The sequence below is a fragment of the Gracilibacillus suaedae genome (assembly GCF_017599345.1).
GTDB classification, from domain to species: Bacteria; Bacillota; Bacilli; order Bacillales; family Amphibacillaceae; genus Gracilibacillus; species Gracilibacillus suaedae.
This window is the reverse complement of sequence record NZ_JAGFVL010000040.1, coordinates 105417-123030: the sequence shown is the minus strand read 5'-3', so window position 1 is coordinate 123030 and position 17614 is coordinate 105417. Positions and strand designations below refer to the sequence as shown.

Annotated in this window: 16 protein-coding genes and 1 riboswitch; of the genes, 7 read left to right on the top strand and 9 right to left on the bottom strand. The window is 36.5% G+C overall.

Annotation, left to right across the window (positions count from 1 at the left end):
- Window positions 1-46 precede the first annotated feature (46 nt).
- The 5 genes from J5J03_RS12175 (at window position 47) to J5J03_RS12155 (ending at window position 7870) form a co-directional block, all read left to right on the top strand.
- A complete protein-coding gene (locus J5J03_RS12175; protein WP_208589861.1) occupies window positions 47-907 on the top strand; it encodes a helix-turn-helix transcriptional regulator in 861 nt (286 codons plus the stop codon).
- A gap of 69 nt (window positions 908-976) precedes the next feature.
- Window positions 977-6523 carry a pectate lyase gene (gene pelA, locus J5J03_RS12170; RefSeq protein ID WP_208589859.1) on the top strand — a complete coding sequence of 1849 codons (5547 nt, stop codon included), beginning with the start codon at window positions 977-979 and terminating at the stop codon, window positions 6521-6523.
- A 16-nt stretch (window positions 6524-6539) separates the two neighbouring features.
- A riboswitch (guanidine-I (ykkC/yxkD leader) is annotated at window positions 6540-6636 on the top strand.
- A gap of 115 nt (window positions 6637-6751) precedes the next feature.
- Window positions 6752-7084, top strand: coding sequence for a DMT family transporter (locus tag J5J03_RS12165; protein ID WP_208589858.1), 333 nt, complete (start codon window positions 6752-6754; stop codon window positions 7082-7084).
- Window positions 7084-7398, top strand: a complete 315-nt coding sequence (locus tag J5J03_RS12160) for a DMT family transporter (protein ID WP_208589857.1) — start codon at window positions 7084-7086, stop codon at window positions 7396-7398. Before J5J03_RS12165 ends, J5J03_RS12160 begins: the two co-directional genes overlap by 1 nt.
- 100 nt (window positions 7399-7498) lie before the next feature.
- Entirely contained in the window at window positions 7499-7870 is a 372-nt protein-coding gene (locus J5J03_RS12155) for a hypothetical protein (protein WP_208589856.1), read from the top strand.
- Between the two features lie 379 nt (window positions 7871-8249).
- Here the strand turns inward: J5J03_RS12155 and J5J03_RS12150 are convergent, their stop codons facing one another.
- Complete coding sequence (locus J5J03_RS12150) at window positions 8250-9401, bottom strand: TIGR04053 family radical SAM/SPASM domain-containing protein (protein ID WP_208589855.1); 1152 nt, start codon at window positions 9399-9401, stop codon at window positions 8250-8252.
- Window positions 9402-9521: 120 nt separating this feature from the next.
- A complete protein-coding gene (gene trhA, locus J5J03_RS12145; RefSeq protein ID WP_208589853.1) occupies window positions 9522-10169 on the bottom strand; it encodes a PAQR family membrane homeostasis protein TrhA in 648 nt (215 codons plus the stop codon).
- A 501-nt stretch (window positions 10170-10670) separates the two neighbouring features.
- On the opposite strand from trhA, the gene J5J03_RS12140 reads away from it, so the two are divergent.
- Window positions 10671-11588: an LCP family glycopolymer transferase gene (locus tag J5J03_RS12140; protein WP_208589851.1), complete on the top strand. Its 918-nt coding sequence runs from the start codon at window positions 10671-10673 to the stop codon at window positions 11586-11588.
- Between the two features lie 147 nt (window positions 11589-11735).
- Here J5J03_RS12140 and J5J03_RS12135 read toward each other — a convergent pair whose 3' ends face one another.
- From J5J03_RS12135 to ric, 5 genes are all read right to left on the bottom strand, one after another.
- Window positions 11736-12275: an NUDIX hydrolase gene (locus tag J5J03_RS12135; protein ID WP_208589849.1), complete on the bottom strand. Its 540-nt coding sequence runs from the start codon at window positions 12273-12275 to the stop codon at window positions 11736-11738.
- Between the two features lie 10 nt (window positions 12276-12285).
- A complete protein-coding gene (locus J5J03_RS12130; protein WP_208589848.1) occupies window positions 12286-12768 on the bottom strand; it encodes a hypothetical protein in 483 nt (160 codons plus the stop codon).
- Between the two features lie 20 nt (window positions 12769-12788).
- The gene (locus tag J5J03_RS12125) at window positions 12789-13250 is read right to left on the bottom strand and encodes a flavin reductase family protein (RefSeq protein ID WP_208589847.1); all 462 of its coding nucleotides are present in this window, start codon (window positions 13248-13250) and stop codon (window positions 12789-12791) included.
- 249 nt (window positions 13251-13499) lie between these two features.
- Window positions 13500-13799 (bottom strand): HesB/YadR/YfhF family protein, encoded by a 300-nt coding sequence (locus tag J5J03_RS12120; protein ID WP_208589846.1) that lies wholly within the window; start codon window positions 13797-13799, stop codon window positions 13500-13502.
- A gap of 367 nt (window positions 13800-14166) precedes the next feature.
- A complete protein-coding gene (ric, locus tag J5J03_RS12115; RefSeq protein WP_208589845.1) occupies window positions 14167-14868 on the bottom strand; it encodes an iron-sulfur cluster repair di-iron protein in 702 nt (233 codons plus the stop codon).
- A 204-nt stretch (window positions 14869-15072) separates the two neighbouring features.
- Between ric and J5J03_RS12110 the strand changes: the two genes are divergently transcribed.
- The gene (locus tag J5J03_RS12110; RefSeq protein WP_208589844.1) at window positions 15073-15627 is read left to right on the top strand and encodes a hypothetical protein; all 555 of its coding nucleotides are present in this window, start codon (window positions 15073-15075) and stop codon (window positions 15625-15627) included.
- 323 nt (window positions 15628-15950) lie between these two features.
- On the opposite strand, the gene J5J03_RS12105 is transcribed toward J5J03_RS12110, so the two are convergent.
- Window positions 15951-16310, bottom strand: coding sequence for a response regulator (locus J5J03_RS12105; RefSeq protein ID WP_208589843.1), 360 nt, complete (start codon window positions 16308-16310; stop codon window positions 15951-15953).
- A 243-nt stretch (window positions 16311-16553) separates the two neighbouring features.
- Window positions 16554-17456: an ArsR/SmtB family transcription factor gene (locus J5J03_RS12100; protein ID WP_208589841.1), complete on the bottom strand. Its 903-nt coding sequence runs from the start codon at window positions 17454-17456 to the stop codon at window positions 16554-16556.
- Between the last annotated feature and the right edge of the window lie 158 nt (window positions 17457-17614).

The following is a 17614-nucleotide window of genomic DNA, read 5'->3' as shown; positions in this document are numbered from 1 at the left end:
ATAATACAAAATGAAAACGTTTTCTATTATTGACGGAGGTGAAAGAGTGTTAATAGAGAAACTAGAAACCGTGCAAAAACAACAGGACATGCCAGCATTTACGATCCAACATAAGGTGGATAACCATACACCAAAAGATTTTCACTCTCATCGAGGCTATGAAATCGTATGGGTGAGAAATGGAGAAGCACAATTTATTTTTGAAGAAAGAGTATTTCATTTGAAGAGAGGTCATGTTTTTTTGTTTAATAGTGAGAAGCTACATAAGGTAAATTTACCAGATAATCAAGCATATGATCGCGTGATGATCATGTTTCAGGATGATTTATTTTGCTATGAACAGCCGATCTTTCAAGCATTTAAACGCCTATTAAATCAACAGCCTACACCACATTTCTTTTTGCAAATAGAAGAACGTGGATATGATAATTTTCATCATATTATTCGTCAACTATTACAAGAAGATATGTCCCCGAATAATTGGCAACATCAACATGCATTAATCCTTTATATATCAGAATTATTGCTCTTTTTCTGTCGATCATTACAAACTTCAAAGGAGCGAACTTTTCAAGAATCAGCGGCAAATCCAGTTCGTACACAAGAAAGGATTTTAAAAGAAATCAACAGTCTTTGGAATACCAATTGGCAATTAGAGGATCTTGCCGGCAAGTTACACTTTAATAAATATTATTTGTGTCACTTTTTTAAAAAAGAGTTTGGTATGACGATTCATCAATATATATTACAAAGAAGAATGTATGAAGCGAAGAAATTACTGAGGCAAACTAGCATACCTATTGCAGAAATAGCTTCCCGAATTGGTTTTTCAACAGCATCTAACTTTATAAGATGCTTTAAGAAATATCAACATGTAACTCCTAAGCAATTCCGTAATCAAGCATAACAGGGGAAGGAGGGAATTATTTCCTGTACTAAATGTCATGCTACTAATTAAGAGAAGGGAGATTCATGGATGAATGGTAAAAAAGCAATCAACGTATTCCTTATTTTTATGTTAACGTTTACGACTGTATTTTCTACAATGCCAGTCACGCTGGTACAAGCTGAGTCTGATTTTAACAACGTTGTTATCTTTGAGGATGATTTTAATGATGATGAAACAGGTACAGCACCAGTAAATTTAGATGTATCTGCAGCTGGGGGAGAAGTCACAGTTGAAGCGTTACCTGATGCAGAAAATAAAAGTGTATATCTGAATGACACTAGTGAGAGTGATGATGTATTAGTCTCTAAATCATTTGATGACTTGGATAAACAAGTAACGATCGAGATGAAATTTATGCAGCCAACTTATACAAGTTCATCAAAAGTCATGCGTCTTAAAGGTGACGGTACCTCGGTCATTATTGAAACGAATGATGGCTATATTGGCTACCGAAACAGTGATGATTCTTATGAAAATTTAGTTGAGGTGCAAGAGAATCAATGGTATGACCTAAAAGTTGAAGTAGATTTAATAGAAAAAACAGTTGATACTTATGTCAATGATGAGTTAAAAGTAGAAGGGGCAGCATTTTACGAGGATGCATCCAAAATCAATTATATGGAATCATTTACTCCTGGAAGTAAAGAATTGGGACATTATATTGATGATCTTCGTATTTCACAATTAGAGGAAGTAGAACTGCCACCGGAAACACCGGAAGCAGACTTTGTTTTTGAAACAGATTTTAATGATGATGTAACAGGTGAGGTTCCTGCAAATGTTGATGGATCAGAAGGTGGAGGAACCGTAACGGTAGTCGATGTGCCGTCTGAGGAGAATAAGAGTGTATTCCTTGATGATACAAGTGATGATATAAATGTTATTTTAAGTAAATCAGTGGAGGATCTTGGCGGTGTAGCGACATTTGAAGTGTTATTTATGCAGCCAAACTATACCAGCTCAACCAAAGTGATGAGGATAAAAGGTGATAGTACACCGGTAATAATTGAAACAAAAGATGGGTCTATAACATATCGCACAGGTGATCAATATCATCCGTTAGTAGAAGTAGAAGAAGAAACTTGGTATAAAGTGACAGTGGAGATTGATTTGGACGCTCAGCATGCCAATGTTTATATTGATGATGAGCTAGTGCATGAAGAGGCTGAGCTTAATCAACCGGCAGAAAAAGTTAATTTTGTGGAAAGCTTCACTCCTAACAGTGGAACAGATGGACACCATATTGATGACTTAAAAATTTCAGGTGATCTTTATCAAGAACCGGAGGAAGAAGAGCCACAGGAACCAGAAGAACCATCAGGACCTGTTGGTGGAAATATTTATGAAGCGGAAGATGCAAATTTTAATGATGCGATTATTGATAACAAACATGCTGGTTTTACCGGTACAGGCTTTGTTGATTATGTTCCGAATGCTCCAGGTGGCTGGATCGAATGGGTAGTGGATGTGCCTGCAGATGGGGAGTATACATTAGATTTCCGTTACGCTCATGGTGGTACAGATCTTCGTCCTGCTGAAATCGAGGTGAATGGTGAAGTAGTAGAAGAAGAGTTAGCTTTTGACCCGACAGGTGATTGGACAGCATGGGAACAAACTTCTACAAAAGCAGCATTAACAGAAGGCGAGAATGTTATTCGTGCAACAGGTGTCGGTTCAAGTGGTGGAGCGAACATTGATCACTTACGTGTTTTTATGGAATATGATGAGATATATGAAGCGGAAGAAGCGGAATTAGAAGAGGATACAGTGATAATTGATAATAAACATGTCGGTTTTACTGGAGACGGTTTTATCGATTATAGTCCTAACGCTCCTGGAAGCTGGGTGGAGTGGACAGTCAATGTTCCGGTAGAAGGAGAGTATTTCTTAGACTTCCGTTATGGACACGGTGGTACAGATCAGCGTCCAGCAGAAATTCAAGTCAATGGTGAAGTAGTCGAAGAAGCACTTGCATTTGATCCGACAGGTGACTGGGCGAATTGGGAGTATACGTCTGCGAAGGCAGTACTACAGGCCGGTGATAATACGATTCGGGCTACTGGAGTCGGACCAAGCGGTGGAGCAAACATTGACCATTTGCGTGTGCATAATAAATCAGATGCAGACAACGAAAATCCAATAGAAGTCGAAGCAGTTGATATAGAAGAAGTGGTTAGTGGAGTTGAATTGAAAAAACTAAAAGAATTAGGCATCGTAGTGAACGAACTTCCAGCGAATGACGAAGCAATTACCAGAATAGAATTTTTTGCATTAGTGAATCAGGCTTTAGGTTATATTCATGAAGAAAAATTTAAAGGATTGAGTAAGCAAGAAGCTGTTTGGGAAACATCTACGGAAGAATGGTACTCCTATGTCTTAGAGACTGCTCAAGGATTAGGGTATGCCAATCACTTAGTGCGTGATAATCATGTTAACCCAGATGAGACAATTACAGGTGCTGAAGCGGTACAAATTATACAGTCAGTATCTGATCAAACTACTGAGTCAGAAAGTGAACAAGTAACGTGGGGTGAAGCAAAAGATTTAGTAGCATTAGTAGAAGGGGAAAATGAAAGTGAAACCATCGATATTGCTGGTGTACACGCTGTTTCTAACAATCTACTTGTTGTTACATTAAACGGCTACTTTGAAGAATTTACACCAACTGATCTTGAGGTAGTAGCTCCGACGAGAAGATGGGAGCTTTTAGCACCAGGATTTACAAATTTAAATATGGACAAGGCGGCAACGGCTACTAACCAATTTGGTCAAACAGTTATTGTGATGCATAGTTTAGACGAATGGAACGAGTATGCTGAGTATCCAGTCGAATTTGAGGAAACAAGATTCTCCGGTGATTTAGATACGGCTGTAGAAGAAGCAGATAATCTATTAACATGGCAAATGGATCACGGTGGATGGACGAAAAACTGGTCACACATTTATACTCGTCCTTGGGATGGTGAAGAATCACGATCAGAGTGGGTAGAAGATGGTGTTGAATTAGGTACGATTGATAATGGTGCGACCATTTCAGAGCTGCAATATTTAGCAGAGGTGTATCAAGAAACGAAAGATCCTAAATATAAGGAAAGCATCGAAAAAGGTTTAGAGTTTTTATTCAAGCTCCAGTATGAAACAGGAGGCTTTGCACAGGTTTATCCTGAACGGGGCAACTACTCTGACTACGTAACCTTCAATGATGAAGCAATGATTAATGTATTGGAATTATTGGATTTAGTGGCAGAACAACGTTATCCATTTGATTCTGATCTGGTCAGTGAAGAGTATGTAATCAAATCACAGGAGTCGATTGAATTAGCTGTTGACTATATTTTAAATGCACAGATTGAAGTGGATGGTAAATTAACTGCTTGGTGTGCACAGCATGATCCATATACGTATGAACCAAGAGAAGCTCGTTCATATGAGCATCCTTCCATCTCAGGATCTGAGTCAGTCGGGATTATTCGTTATTTAATGTCTCAACCACAGACCGAGGAAATTAATGAAGCTGTATTAGCAGCGTTAGAATGGTTTGATGAAGTGAAATTGGAAAATACCAGATATGTCAGCGGTGATCCTAACAATGAATACTTTGTAGAAGATTCGAATTCAACTGCGTGGTACCGTTTCTATGAAATCGGTACGAATAAACCGATATTCTCTGGCCGTGATGGTGTGATAAAACATGATATCATGGAAATAGAAGCGGAAAGAAGAGACGGTTATTCCTGGGGAGGCCATTGGGCAACACAGCTGTTGGAAATTATGCAAACGACAGGAGACTATACGGATAAAGTATTTGTTCAAGTAACAGGTACCGACTCTGTTGATGTAAATGGCAGAACATTAGTACAAGATGATATTAAAGTATTGGAAGGACAAACAAAAGAAATGAATGAGATCGAAAGTCATTTAGTTGTTGCACAGGATGGATCAGGAGATTATGAGACTGTTCAAGCTGCAATTGACGCAGTTCCGGAAAACAATCGTAATCCTGTCACCATTTTTATTAAAGATGGTACGTACAAAGAAGTAGTCACTATTCCAACGAATAAACCATTTATTACTTTATTAGGTGAAAGCAAAAACGATACGATCATTACGTATGATAATTATGCTGGTCGTGACAATGGTGTAGGTGGAACGCTTGGGACAAGTGGCAGTGCCAGTGTCTATCTACGGGCTGATGATCTTCGTATCGAAAATCTAACATTGGAAAATTCCTTTGATGAAAGTGCTGATGTCGAAGGGAAACAGGCTGTAGCAGTATATGCCAGTGGTGATCGTCAATATTTCAATGATGTCCGTTTTATCGGAAATCAAGATACGTTATATGCTCATTCTGGTACGCAGTATTATGGGGATGTCTATATCGAAGGGGATGTTGACTTTATTTTTGGCGGCGCAAGTATTGTCATTGAAGATTCTGTTATTCATTCATTGGATCGAGGCTCAGACTCTAATAATGGTTATGTAACCGCAGCCAGTACATTAATTTCAGAAGAACACGGCATGTTATTTGTCGACAGTAAATTTACGAGTGATGCACCTGCAGAAACTGTATATTTAGGCAGGCCATGGCCAGCTGGTGGCAACCCGGATGCAATTGGCAGTGTTGTCATCATGGAAAGTAAACTTGGTGAGCATATCAAACCAGAAGGCTGGACATCAATGAGTGGCTTACAGCCTGAAGATGCACGTTTATATGAGTATAAAAATAAAGGACCAGGAGCAGTAATCAATGATTCACGTAGACAGTTAACAGATGAAGAAGCTGCCGACTGGACCGTACAAAATGTATTAAAAGGCTGGGATCCATATGCGTTAGATCCGATAGAAGAACCAGATAAAGATCCAGATGAGGATTCAGATAAAGAACCAGGTGACGGGTCTGACGAAAAGCCTGGTGAAAAACCAGATAATCCTGGAGATGATCATAAATCACCTGGTAATGAATCTGAACAAGATGGTGATAGTGAAGGAACGGAAACCCCAGAAGATGAGAATAAAGATAATAATAAATCAAGAAATGACACGAAAGAAATGAAAGTTGAAGTAGGTGAAGAAATAGAAGTAGCTGCAGATATGCTAATCGCTATTGCCGATACACCAACTAAAGTGATTTTACCAAGCGATTTACCGGAAGGAACGACTTTAGTTGTTGAAAAAGCACAGCCTCAAAACTTAGGAGACCTTAAAGTTGCGGGGGATGTATATACGTTTGAATTTACTTTCCCAGAAGGTTTTGAAAATTATACTGGTGAATTCCAATTAATCATGGGACATGACGAAAATGCGGAAAATGTAGCGATTTATTATTATAATGAAGCAACTAATAGTTGGGAGCTTATTGGTGGTGACGTAAGCGATGGTGTCGTAACTACAACAGTAGATCACTTCTCAACTTATGGTGTATTAGCGGCTGATGAAGAATCAAAAGGAGGTATTGATTTACCAGACACTGCAACTAACATCTTTAATTGGTTGTTAGCAAGTGGATTATTGTTAGGATTAGGGATCGGATTATTAGTAATTGTTAGAAAAAGAAATCAAAAGATGATACAATAATTAACAATAAAATAGGGTAATTGTTTTCTAGGGTTCCGCAACACAAGTTGGACTGGTCCGAGAGAAAACACACAGTAACTACTGTGACACGGAGGGATAAAAGCCTGGGAGATTCATTCTCCTAGGCTTTTTTTTGAGTACACTTTGGGGTGGAATTTGTTCTTATGAAAGGCAGTTTTACTGCACATCAAAATATTCTTTCGTGAAAAAAGTAAGGAGGAAGTTGCTATGTTAAAAGAATGGCTAAAAGTGATAATCGCTGCAGTATTTGAAGTTTTATGGGTAATTGGCTTAACACACTCCGATCATATTTTGGAGTGGATTGGTACAGTTATCGCCATTATTATTAGTTTTTATTTTCTAATTATGGCTGGAGAAAAGATTGCAGTCGGAACGGTTTATGCCGTTTTTGTAGGTTTAGGAACAGTTGGGACGGTAGTTGCTGGAGCTTTCTTTTTTAATGAAGAACTTAGTCTTGCTAAAATTGCACTAATTTTGCTGCTGTTGATCGGTGTTATTGGCCTAAAATCGACATCGGAACCAAAGGAGGAAAGTAACTAATGGCTTGGATACTTTTAATTATAGCAGGTTTATTTGAAATGTTAGCAGTAATCATGATGAATCAGTGGCATAGACAAAAATCAAAGACACCATTTAGTTTTATGATTGCAGGTTTTGCTTTCAGTTTTTTGTTCTTGTCTAAAGCCTTAGAAACCATTCCGATGAGCATGGGGTATGCGATATGGACCGGAATTGGTGCTGCAGGCGGAGCTATTGTTGGGATTTTATTTTACAATGAATCTAAAAGTGCAAAGAGAATTTTTTTCTTATCTTTAATTATATTGGCGGTAGTCGGGTTGAAATTGCTAGGTTAAGAGATGTTTTTCGACAAAAAAAGATTAATTTCAACAAAAATATGGTTGAAAATACCTATATATGATATAGTTATCTTGAATTTAAATCAGGAGGATGGATATGAGATTCAGTGAACTTATAAAAAGTATCAATCATGCTACAGAGAATCTTGACTTAGTGACATCCAGACGTTATATAGAGGATAACCTTGAAATATTAAAAGAAAAAAGGCACTTATTAAATCATAACGCTCGGGAGATCTTAAGTTTTATGATCAAGCGTCAGGAATCTGGTTATAGAAGTTTGGATAAGAAAGAATTAGCTTCGATTAGAGCTGTCAACGTGTATGCTGAACAATTCGACGTTAGAGGTATTAAGTTAGTCATAAAAGAAAAGCCTAATCTTTTTATGGAAAAAGAAGCATTAAATTTTTTAACTAATGATGCAAAAGTAATATTAGCTGGAATAGGTGTTTTGAAAAAAGATGCCTGATGCAACTAGCGATATGGCATTCAGTTTTCTCTTAATAGTTAGCAAAGAGACAGGGGAAAATATGCTATCTAAGAGTAATGGTGAACAGTGGAGTGCTTTAACTGATGAAAATGTTGTGAGATTTAATTAGCAAAATGAATCAATAGTAAAAGAAAAAAGCCGTGATTGTGTTCACGACTTTTCTACTCCTTTTCCGCCTTATCACAGATCTCAGTGGGGGGGTTTTGCCCCTACTAAGCATTAGTGGAACTCTTTTGTTAACCCTAAACTATCCTCGTGTTACTTGAAGTTTGAAGTGGAGGGCTTACAGACGATTAGTAACGTGATGAAAACAAATTTGATAGTGATGAGATATGACATTGCTGAAATCATGAATAATCTATAAAAAATTACCTTGTTTATCCTTCTTCCGCATCGCCCGAGGTATATAGACGCAATACGGCTCACTTTGCAAATAATCTCCAGTTGCTGCATAAGCTCGAGAACGAGACCCTCCACATACATGACGGAACTCACAAATGCCACATTTTCCTTTATATTGATCTGGATCGCGTAACTGTTTTAAAATAGGTGATTCCCGATAAATTTCAGGTAATGATTGCAAACGGACATTTCCTACTTTGACAGGGAGTAGACCACTTGGATAGACATCTCCAATATGAGAAATAAAAATAAAACCATTCCCGTCATTGACACCTTTGGGCGCTCGTCCTAATCCATCCACTGTACCTGTTGCACCTTCTGATAAGACATTCTGAAATGCGATATCATCTTTTTCGATTTTTTGTTCTCTTGCTTTTTGCTGAAGCACAACACGGCGATAATGTTGTGCAGCAGTTGTTTTAATATCAAAACTTGCTGTCTTTGATACTTGGTATAACCAGCGGAATACTTTCTCATGTTCAACTGGTGAAATCATATCTTTATCCTGTCCACGCCCAACAGGTACAAGAAAGAATACGCTCCAGAGCACGACATTTAATTGTTCCATTAATGCTCTCATTTCTTCTAAGTAATCGATATTATATTGAGAAATGACGGTATTAATTTGCAGTGGCATCCCAAGTTCGTGTAAATAGTTAATAGCTTCAATTGTACGGTTAAAGGAGCCAGTTGTGCCCCGGAAGAAATCATGTACCTCTTTGTTTGGACCATCAATACTGAATGCCCAACGAGATAATCCGACTTCTTTCGCTTTTTGCATCACTTCTTTAGTTACATTAGGGGTAGCGGATGGTGTCATGGAGACTCGAACGCCTTTTTTGACAGCATATTGGACAATATCCAGTAAATCCTCACGTTCCAGTGGGTCACCACCAGTAAATACGAGAAGCGGGTTATTCATAGACTGGATTTGATCAATTAATTGCTTTGCCTCATTAAAATTTAATTCGCGGGGATCACGGTGATATTGTGCATCAGCTCTGCAGTGAAGACATTTCAATGCACAAGCACGTGTAACTTCCCATATAACAATAAAAGGGTCTTTATGATAGTCTCTAGGTTTAAAAAACGGTGGTTGTCGAGTCAATATAGTACCTCCTTAACAAGGTGTTAATGATATTGTATCGCTCCTGTTATGGAAATGATGTGATCAAATGCACACATATAGATAAAAAAAGAAGCACCATTTACTGGAGCTTCTTTCATATTATTGAATAGGCAATACATATAACAAAACAGCGAAAAAGTGAGCAATTGATCCTGCTAAAACAAATAAATGCCATAATGCATGGTGATAATTAAACCCACGCCATACATAAAAAATAGCACCAACCGTGTATAATACACCACCGATAACTAAAAGTTTGAGACCGTTAGGATGCATATTTTCTACCAGTGGCTGCCAAGCAAATACAATAAGCCAGCCCATCAATACATACAGTATCGTGGAAAAATATAAAAACTTTTTAACGAAGAAGGCTTTAAATATAGTTCCGCCAATCGCAAGTCCCCAAATAACGCCGAATAATGTCCAACCTTCCCATCCGCGAATAACAACTAATAAGAAGGGAGTATAGGAACCGGCGATAAAGAAATAGATCGATGAATGATCCAATATTTCAAAGACATTTTTTGCTTTCCCTTTTCGGAGACTGTGCAACAGAGTAGAGGATGTGTAGAGGAGTACCATTGTAACGCCAAATAAAGTAAAACTAACGATATGCCATACTGTACCGTATAGTGATGAATAGACGATCAAAATAACTAACCCGGCAATACTTAACGCCATTCCAATTCCATGAGTAATAGAATTAGCAATTTCTTCTCTTACTGAAAATTCATGAGTAGACCCCATTTTGACACGTTCCTTCCATTTTTGAAAAACTTCCTGTTATCATTATCTGCCTTTTGCTATCGGAATGCAAGTATTCGAGGTTAGCTATAAAAATCTGTTTTTTGGTAGAACAATATACGATTGTAAAAGTTGGACAGGAATAGTGACAGTTGTGTTTTGATAGTTTAATTGAATAGTAGCATTCTTTTCTAATTGTGAGATTACATCTTTTGTGATTAGCTCATTCCGGCCATCGTAAAATTATATGCCAGACCATATTCCCCTTCCATTTTGTGATCTTTTTTATAATGATATAAAAAATTATTATTAATAAACAACTTAACGTTAAAGTAATATTATTTCCGTTAATCACTGTGTCTGATTAATCAATTTCTTTGACATACTTATACAAAAAATGAGATATATTGCCATAAAAATGCAAAAGGAGTTTCCTTTTTGTGGTCTTATTGTGCTATAATGATGGAAGATCATTTAGAAAATCAGATAGGATGTTGATTGAGAGTGGAGACAAGATCAAATCGAAGAAAATCAAAAAAATGGTGGATATTAACCCCCCTTATTATTCTGTTCGTTATTATTTTAGCGGTGGGTGGTTATGTTTGGTCGGTTGTGAATAATGTGGAGGATACATTCAATACTAAAATGCATGATCCGGTAGAATCGATCGACATGGAAAAAGTTAAAGAGAAAACGGAAAATGCTGAACCTTTAAACATATTGTTATTAGGAGTGGATCAGCGCGGGAATGATTCAGGTCGATCTGATGCTTTAATGGTATTATCATTAAAGCCAGAAAAAGATGAGATGCAATTAATTAGTATTCCACGAGATACTCGTACACTGATTGTCGGTAGGGGTAATGAGGATAAAATTAATCATGCCTATGCATTCGGTGGTGCTGATATGGCCGTACAAACTGTTCAAAATTTTCTGGATATTGAAATTGATTATTTTGTTCGTATTAATATGGAAGGCTTACAAGAGTTGGTGGACGAGCTAGGAACGATTACTGTTGACAATGAGATAGAGTGGAATGATAACAAATATGAATTTACAAAAGGTCCAGTTGAAATGGATGGAGAAAAGACGCTTGCATATGTAAGGATGAGAAAGCAAGATCCGGCTGGTGACTTTGGAAGAACAGAACGCCAACGCAATGTAATACAAGCAATAATTGATGAAGGTGCCAGTGTAGCAAATGTTACCAAAGTGAACGAATTGATTGACATAATGGGTAATAACATGTCTACCAGTCTTGATTTTAATGCAGTGAAGTCACTACTGAATGGTTATACTGATACAAGGAAAAATGTCACAAGCTATCAAGTACAAGGATCGGGAACAACGATCGACGGTATTTATTATTACATAGTTCCTGATGAAGAAGTAGCGAAAGTGAGGGACATGATCAAAAGCTAAAGTCTGAAAAAGGCTTTAGCTTTTTTGTTTAGCTCTCAAAGAAGTGTTTCTAAGAATTAACCTTATGGACGATTTATAAAAAAGTGTCTGCATGATTAAATCAATTCTTGCAGACACTAGTATGGATCAAGCTTTTTTAAAAAAGAATTAATTGAAAGACATACTTAAATATCTAGCCCAACAAGCAAGACCGGCACCATGGCGGAAAATCCCTTGCTCTACCAGTTTGCAAAAATCTTTCATACTTACTATTTCAACCTCGATGTTTTCTAGCTCGTCTAAGAATTGGTCATCTATCTTTGTTGCTTTTGTTGCTAGATATAAGTGGATTTTTTCGGTTGTGGAACCAGGAGATGGATAGAAATAATCGAGAGATTGCCACTCTTCTGCCTGATATCCTGTTTCCTCTAGTAATTCCCGTTTTGCTGCGTAAAGAGGTTCTTCATCTTCTTCAATCATACCTGCAGGAAATTCTAGTTCAGTGGATTGTAATGGATGGCGATATTGTTTTAACATAATCACTTTATTATCATCTGTTAATGCCAAAACACAGACACCATCACGAAATTCAATATACGAAAAATTCTGTGTCTGTTCATTTGCAAGTAATACTTCATCGATCGTTATTTTAAACCGATCTACTTGTGTAGTTGAGCTATGGCTTATCTTCCACTCATTATCTGCCAATGAAACTCCCTCACTTTCTTTTTTTTGGGTAAATCAAAATCATTTGATAGATGAGTATATATAACAACACTAACCCAACTAAAAAAGCAATGGAAGTTGGTAGTGGTGTGAAAAATAACAGGTGATAAATGATTAATGGCCAAAGTAACGCAAAGGAAGTCATTTTCCATAATTGTTGATATGCTAATTTGCGCTGCAGGAAGGCTTTTAGTATCCATGAGCCGGTTGCTAATATGGAAATCCCTGTAACAACGATAAACATGATAAAAAATGGATAAAAGACAATAATTTGTAATAGAAATTGACTAAAAGAAATGTGAGATTGACCTTGTTTAAAGTTTGTTATCATTAAAATGACATTAGGCAAGAAGCTAATAAAGAATATAAGAAAAAGATAAACGAGTGTACCCCTCATACTTACTCGATTTAGCCAAAACATAGCTTCTTTTTTAGGTAATATTGCACTATTTCGTAAGATTGCAAGAATGGCCATGACTATCCTCCGTACCGTCTCTATTTATCCGATATTCTTTTATATGTACTGTTGTAATAAAGAATTGGATTACCTTCGTCTAATTTGATTTCGTCTACTTCTGCAATAATCAGTAAGTGATCACCTGCTTCAACCGTATTGACAACCGAACATGCCAATGTAGTGAGTGCATGATCAATGACAGGTATACCATCTAAATTTGTAAAGTCTTTATATTCCTTTTCTATTTGTTTAGCAAAGATCATGGATATTTCCTGTTGTTCTTCTCGTAAGATACTAACGCCGAATCGTTTAATTTTATCGGCATTTTGGTAAAAATTCGTTTTGGAATCTAGTGAAATAGTGATTAGTTGTGGATCCAAAGATACAGACATAAACGCATTGACTGTCATTCCTTGTATCTCATTATCCAATTCCGATGTTACGACAGTAATTCCTGTCGCAAATTTGCTCATCGCTTTACGGAACTCCTGCTTCCCCATCGATTAAAACCTCCTTTATAAAATATGTATAGAGAAATTATACTTAACATTCTAATAAGTTCCTTTTTATCACGTTGCTAACCGTCCGTAAGGCTCCACTTCAAGATTCATCAAGCAAGCGATGAAGTTCGCTACCTTCCTGTTAAGTCTTCCTTTATTTTAACATAATTTCCTCCTGTTTCGTTGGAATTGGTTCGAGAGGTAGGAAAATTTAGATAAAGAAAAAGAGTGAGGGAATTCCTCACTCTTCTACTGAATTTCTTCATAATCATACGCAACTTCATCTAGTTGTTCATTATATTCGACAATTAAATTATACCCTTCAAAATACCATGCATCTGTTACGTCAATAAAAAAGGTAATGCCATCTTTTTCAGTTGTTGTAATCGTATCTTCCATTGGTTCATTTAGTGCAAAGGCTAATGAAAAGCCTTCATGTATTGGGCTGTAGCCACCATATTTAGCTTGAAATTTAATTGTATCTCCATCGCTTACCTCTACGTCGTCTTTAAACCATTGTAATGCTTGATCTGATACTTTAATTTCCATGCATAAGCACTCCTTTAATTACATTAGAATAATACTCTTTAAACTATTCCCAATATGGATCATTATTACACTATATTATCATAAATCAATACAATAATTTGGAAGTGTTCCTCGGGAATTGTCGCAGGGACAAAAGATAAGAAAAAATCCGAACATTAATATCTGAGTACACCTACCGCTCCGGCAAAATAATTCGCTTTTACCCTAAGGGCATAAGCGAACATCTGCCCAAAGTTTGCTTTCGCAGTTTATCCTATACCGTGGGCGCGGCTTCAGCTTACGTGAATTCCCGCAGGAGTCTACGCTAGGCTCAGATTGTTCGGATTCTCGTTCTTCCTGTTTAGTTATGTTCCAGTTCTTGCTTACTTTATGAAATCGACTTAAAGAGTATATTGTTTTCCAAGTGTATATGCTGATACGTGTTTTGTTCTAGCTCTGCTAGTCTAGCATAGGTGATCCTGTATGAATTACATGCGCCTTCTGGTAATGTATAGTCGTTGGTTATTTCGTTCATTTGTTGAATAATTTCACCTACAAATTCGTGATCCTCGATCATCGTTTTGTTCAATTGGAAAATGTGCTCCTTTAATGTTTCGCTAGGCTCTACATCATATTCTTCAAAGAGCGGAAATAAATCACGTTCTTCTTCAATCATATGAGCTTCCATTTCCATTTTGAATTGATGAAATAATTTATATAAATCTTCAAGGTGCGGATGATGCGGACCGTGTACTCGGTATATTTTTGTAACAAACTGGCTAAGTGGTGTTAACTCTTCATGTAAATAGTGATGATGATGTTGCATAATATAGTCCACCAATTCTGAAGGAGAGACTTCATCCCAATTGATTTCTTTATTGCCGGCATCTATCCATGCTTGGTAGGATTTATTGATCGATCCGATAAGTTGTTTGCCATCAACAGGTCTTTTTTTCTTATCGAGAATAGATTGAAGAGGTTGGTCACCGCCGCAACAAAAATCAATTTTTTCTTTTTTAAAAAAATCACTTGCTTTCGGGTATATTTTGACAATATCTGCAGGTGTATCAGTTAGTTGGAACTCTCTCATGATATTGATCCTCCTTTACTTGTATTACTTTTACTGTAACAAAAGGATAAGAAGTTATTTGTGATCGAAATCACATTATTTAAATGTTATTCAATTGTAAACATGTTTCTATTCAAAGTTTCACTTTAATCTGATTTTTGTTATACTAATGAAAGTAAAATCTTGAGATTATGTATCGGTGATGAAACTAAAGGTGGTGTAAAGATGGCAGTGAAATATACGAACTTTCGTGGAGATGAGTACTATTTACATGTAAGGAAAACGAATAAAGGTAACCCGTCCTATTATTTTAAAAAAGATGATTCTAATACTTCAGTTGATAGCATTCCAGAAGGTTATGAAATATATGAACACCCGAATGGAAGGGTATTTTTAACGAAAAAGTCAAGGCGGAAAATAACTGATGAAGAAGTGCAGTTAATTAACGAGAGTATGGAATATAATAGTCCAATTAAGGATTATAAGTTAGATATCAGACAAAAAAGTATCTATTTGTATACGTACGAAAATCCGGTTCCGTTTGATGAGAATCCTTTGATTGTTGAGGCATTATCAGACCCGAAATATAAAACATATGATGCGCAGTTATGCTTTACATTATTGGACAAAGACACGAGAGCTTTTCAAGTAGAACGTAAATCTTATACGGGTGAAAAAGATGATCAGTGGCTCTTTTTAGAAGAATCTACGGATTTAAAAGAATTGGCGGACAAATATGTTCAGCACTTAGGACAAGAAAGCTATTACGAATTATTTTAGTGAGGAAGCTTGGCTAGACAAATGCCAAGCTTAACTCACCGTGAAGTCGCTGTGTCGTTTGCGCTTTTGTTCCAAGCTACGAAGTAACATAAACATAGATTATTTTAGGGCTGAGCGCGGACATTTGTTCCGTTATTTGTGACAAAAGTGCCATTTTTAGGGTGCATGCGGACATCTATTCCGCTATTCATCGAAAATAGTGCTAATATTAATTTAAATGACCGAATAAGGGAATAAAAGTCCGCCCAAGATCAAAAAAGGTTGTTATTCTAACAAATAAGGCACTAAATGTCCGCTCTACATTAAATAGTTCAAGAGCCTTGCTAATCGAAGATACTATCCATAATTTGTATCAAGTTATGAAAGTGTGGTTTAATGATAAAGTCTTTGGCTCCGTAGTGTAATGCCCTTGTAACGTTATCGTGAGTGGCGAGGGAAGAGGCCATGATGACATTAGCGTTTGGATCTAAGTCTTTGATTTTTAGTAAGGCATCTAATCCGTTCGATTTTGGCATAACGATATCTAAGATGATAATATCTGGTTTGTATTGTTGATATGCTTTAACTGCTTCTAGACCAGTTGAGGCTTCCGTGACAACTTGATAAGAATGTTGTTCTACTTTCTGCTTAAGCCATTGCCTCATAAATCGCGAATCATCTGCAATGATTACTGTTTTTTTCATCACTGTTCCCTCATTTTCTTTTTCATTTCATAATTCGACATTCTTCTACTTTTATTTTAAAGGAAGTAAAAGCCGTTGTGAAGCTGTTTTTTTTACACTTTAAAAAGACAAAAGTTTTAGAAGGATAGTAATTCGCGACATACTATAAATATGGAATATATAATTTTCAATAACAAAAAACCCGTCCAATAAATATGGAAACGGGTTCTTGTTTTCCAAACTCCCTTATGAAATAGCTAACTATTAAATATAATACAATTTAAAATTAATATCCTGATCATGGTTTCCGAATTCTTTTCCGAACAATGTAACTCCACCGACATGTTCGGCATCTTCTTTTACTTCTACTCTGAATTTCCATCCATCTACAGTAGTGTCTAAATCATGAATGGTTACATCTGACAAAGGTTCCCCATCCATATAGGTACCATGTGACGTGACACGAATCGTTTTTAATAACCCATATTGGTTAATGTTGTGCGGCCACCAGTCAGGGGTATATTTACCTCTAGTATCCGCAAAATCACCAGGACTTTGCCATGTTCCTAACTCGATATTGTTTAAAGTGAAAGTAATGTCAGATGGCCATACCTCGTTTGAAAATGGAAACTCCGATGAGATTTCAAAGCTGATATCCATCTGTTGTAATTGATCTTCTTCTTGTAAAAAGTTCGGAGTTTTATATTCAATAAATCCTTGAGTAAACCATAATATTCGTGCGTCTATCCGTTTAGGATCCATAAAATATTTGGTTTGGTCTACTGGGCCAACAAAGTCTTTACTAGTTGCCAAGCCACAAGTAGGTACGACATGATAGTCTGTATAATGACCAATAGGTACTGACGTTTCATATGTAGCAAACGAATGGTAGATTTTTTTAGGGAAATTGACTTCGATGTGGTCGACTTTTAATATGGAGATTCTCTGTAACCCGGATTTCCCCGGTATCTTTTCTGTTCGAATTATACCAGCTTTTTCTAACTTCTCGATATGTTTGGTCACAATCGGGCTACTGATCCCTAAAACACTGGATAGTTCCTTAATATTCATTTTATTTTTCGATAATAATTGAATAATTTCTAATCTAACTTGGCTTGCTAATGCTTCATACACCGGTAAAGACGACTTATCTATTTCTAACTGCATAATTCCACCAACTACTTTCTGAGTACTAATTAAATTATTTTTATTATCACATATTAAGAATAAATTTTCTAACATAATCTATTATGACATATTTTGTAACAGGTTTCATCCAAATTTAACATTTTTTAATCATGTATTATCAAAAAAATTGTCTTGTT

Excerpts from the sequence above, each read along its gene's own strand:
- J5J03_RS12125 (WP_208589847.1), bottom strand. The coding sequence starts at position 13,250 with ATGGGGAAGCAGGAGTTCCGTAAAGCGATGAGCAAATTTGCGACAGGA.
- J5J03_RS12155 (WP_208589856.1), top strand. The coding sequence starts at position 7,499 with ATGAGATTCAGTGAACTTATAAAAAGTATCAATCATGCTACAGAGAAT.
- J5J03_RS12120 (WP_208589846.1), bottom strand. The coding sequence starts at position 13,799 with ATGGAAATTAAAGTATCAGATCAAGCATTACAATGGTTTAAAGACGAC.
- trhA (WP_208589853.1), bottom strand. The coding sequence starts at position 10,169 with ATGGGGTCTACTCATGAATTTTCAGTAAGAGAAGAAATTGCTAATTCT.
- pelA (WP_208589859.1), top strand. The coding sequence starts at position 977 with ATGAATGGTAAAAAAGCAATCAACGTATTCCTTATTTTTATGTTAACG.
- J5J03_RS12100 (WP_208589841.1), bottom strand. The coding sequence starts at position 17,456 with ATGCAGTTAGAAATAGATAAGTCGTCTTTACCGGTGTATGAAGCATTA.
- J5J03_RS12165 (WP_208589858.1), top strand. The coding sequence starts at position 6,752 with ATGTTAAAAGAATGGCTAAAAGTGATAATCGCTGCAGTATTTGAAGTT.
- J5J03_RS12110 (WP_208589844.1), top strand. The coding sequence starts at position 15,073 with ATGGCAGTGAAATATACGAACTTTCGTGGAGATGAGTACTATTTACAT.
- ric (WP_208589845.1), bottom strand. The coding sequence starts at position 14,868 with ATGAGAGAGTTCCAACTAACTGATACACCTGCAGATATTGTCAAAATA.
- J5J03_RS12130 (WP_208589848.1), bottom strand. The coding sequence starts at position 12,768 with ATGGCCATTCTTGCAATCTTACGAAATAGTGCAATATTACCTAAAAAA.
- J5J03_RS12105 (WP_208589843.1), bottom strand. The coding sequence starts at position 16,310 with ATGAAAAAAACAGTAATCATTGCAGATGATTCGCGATTTATGAGGCAA.
- J5J03_RS12160 (WP_208589857.1), top strand. The coding sequence starts at position 7,084 with ATGGCTTGGATACTTTTAATTATAGCAGGTTTATTTGAAATGTTAGCA.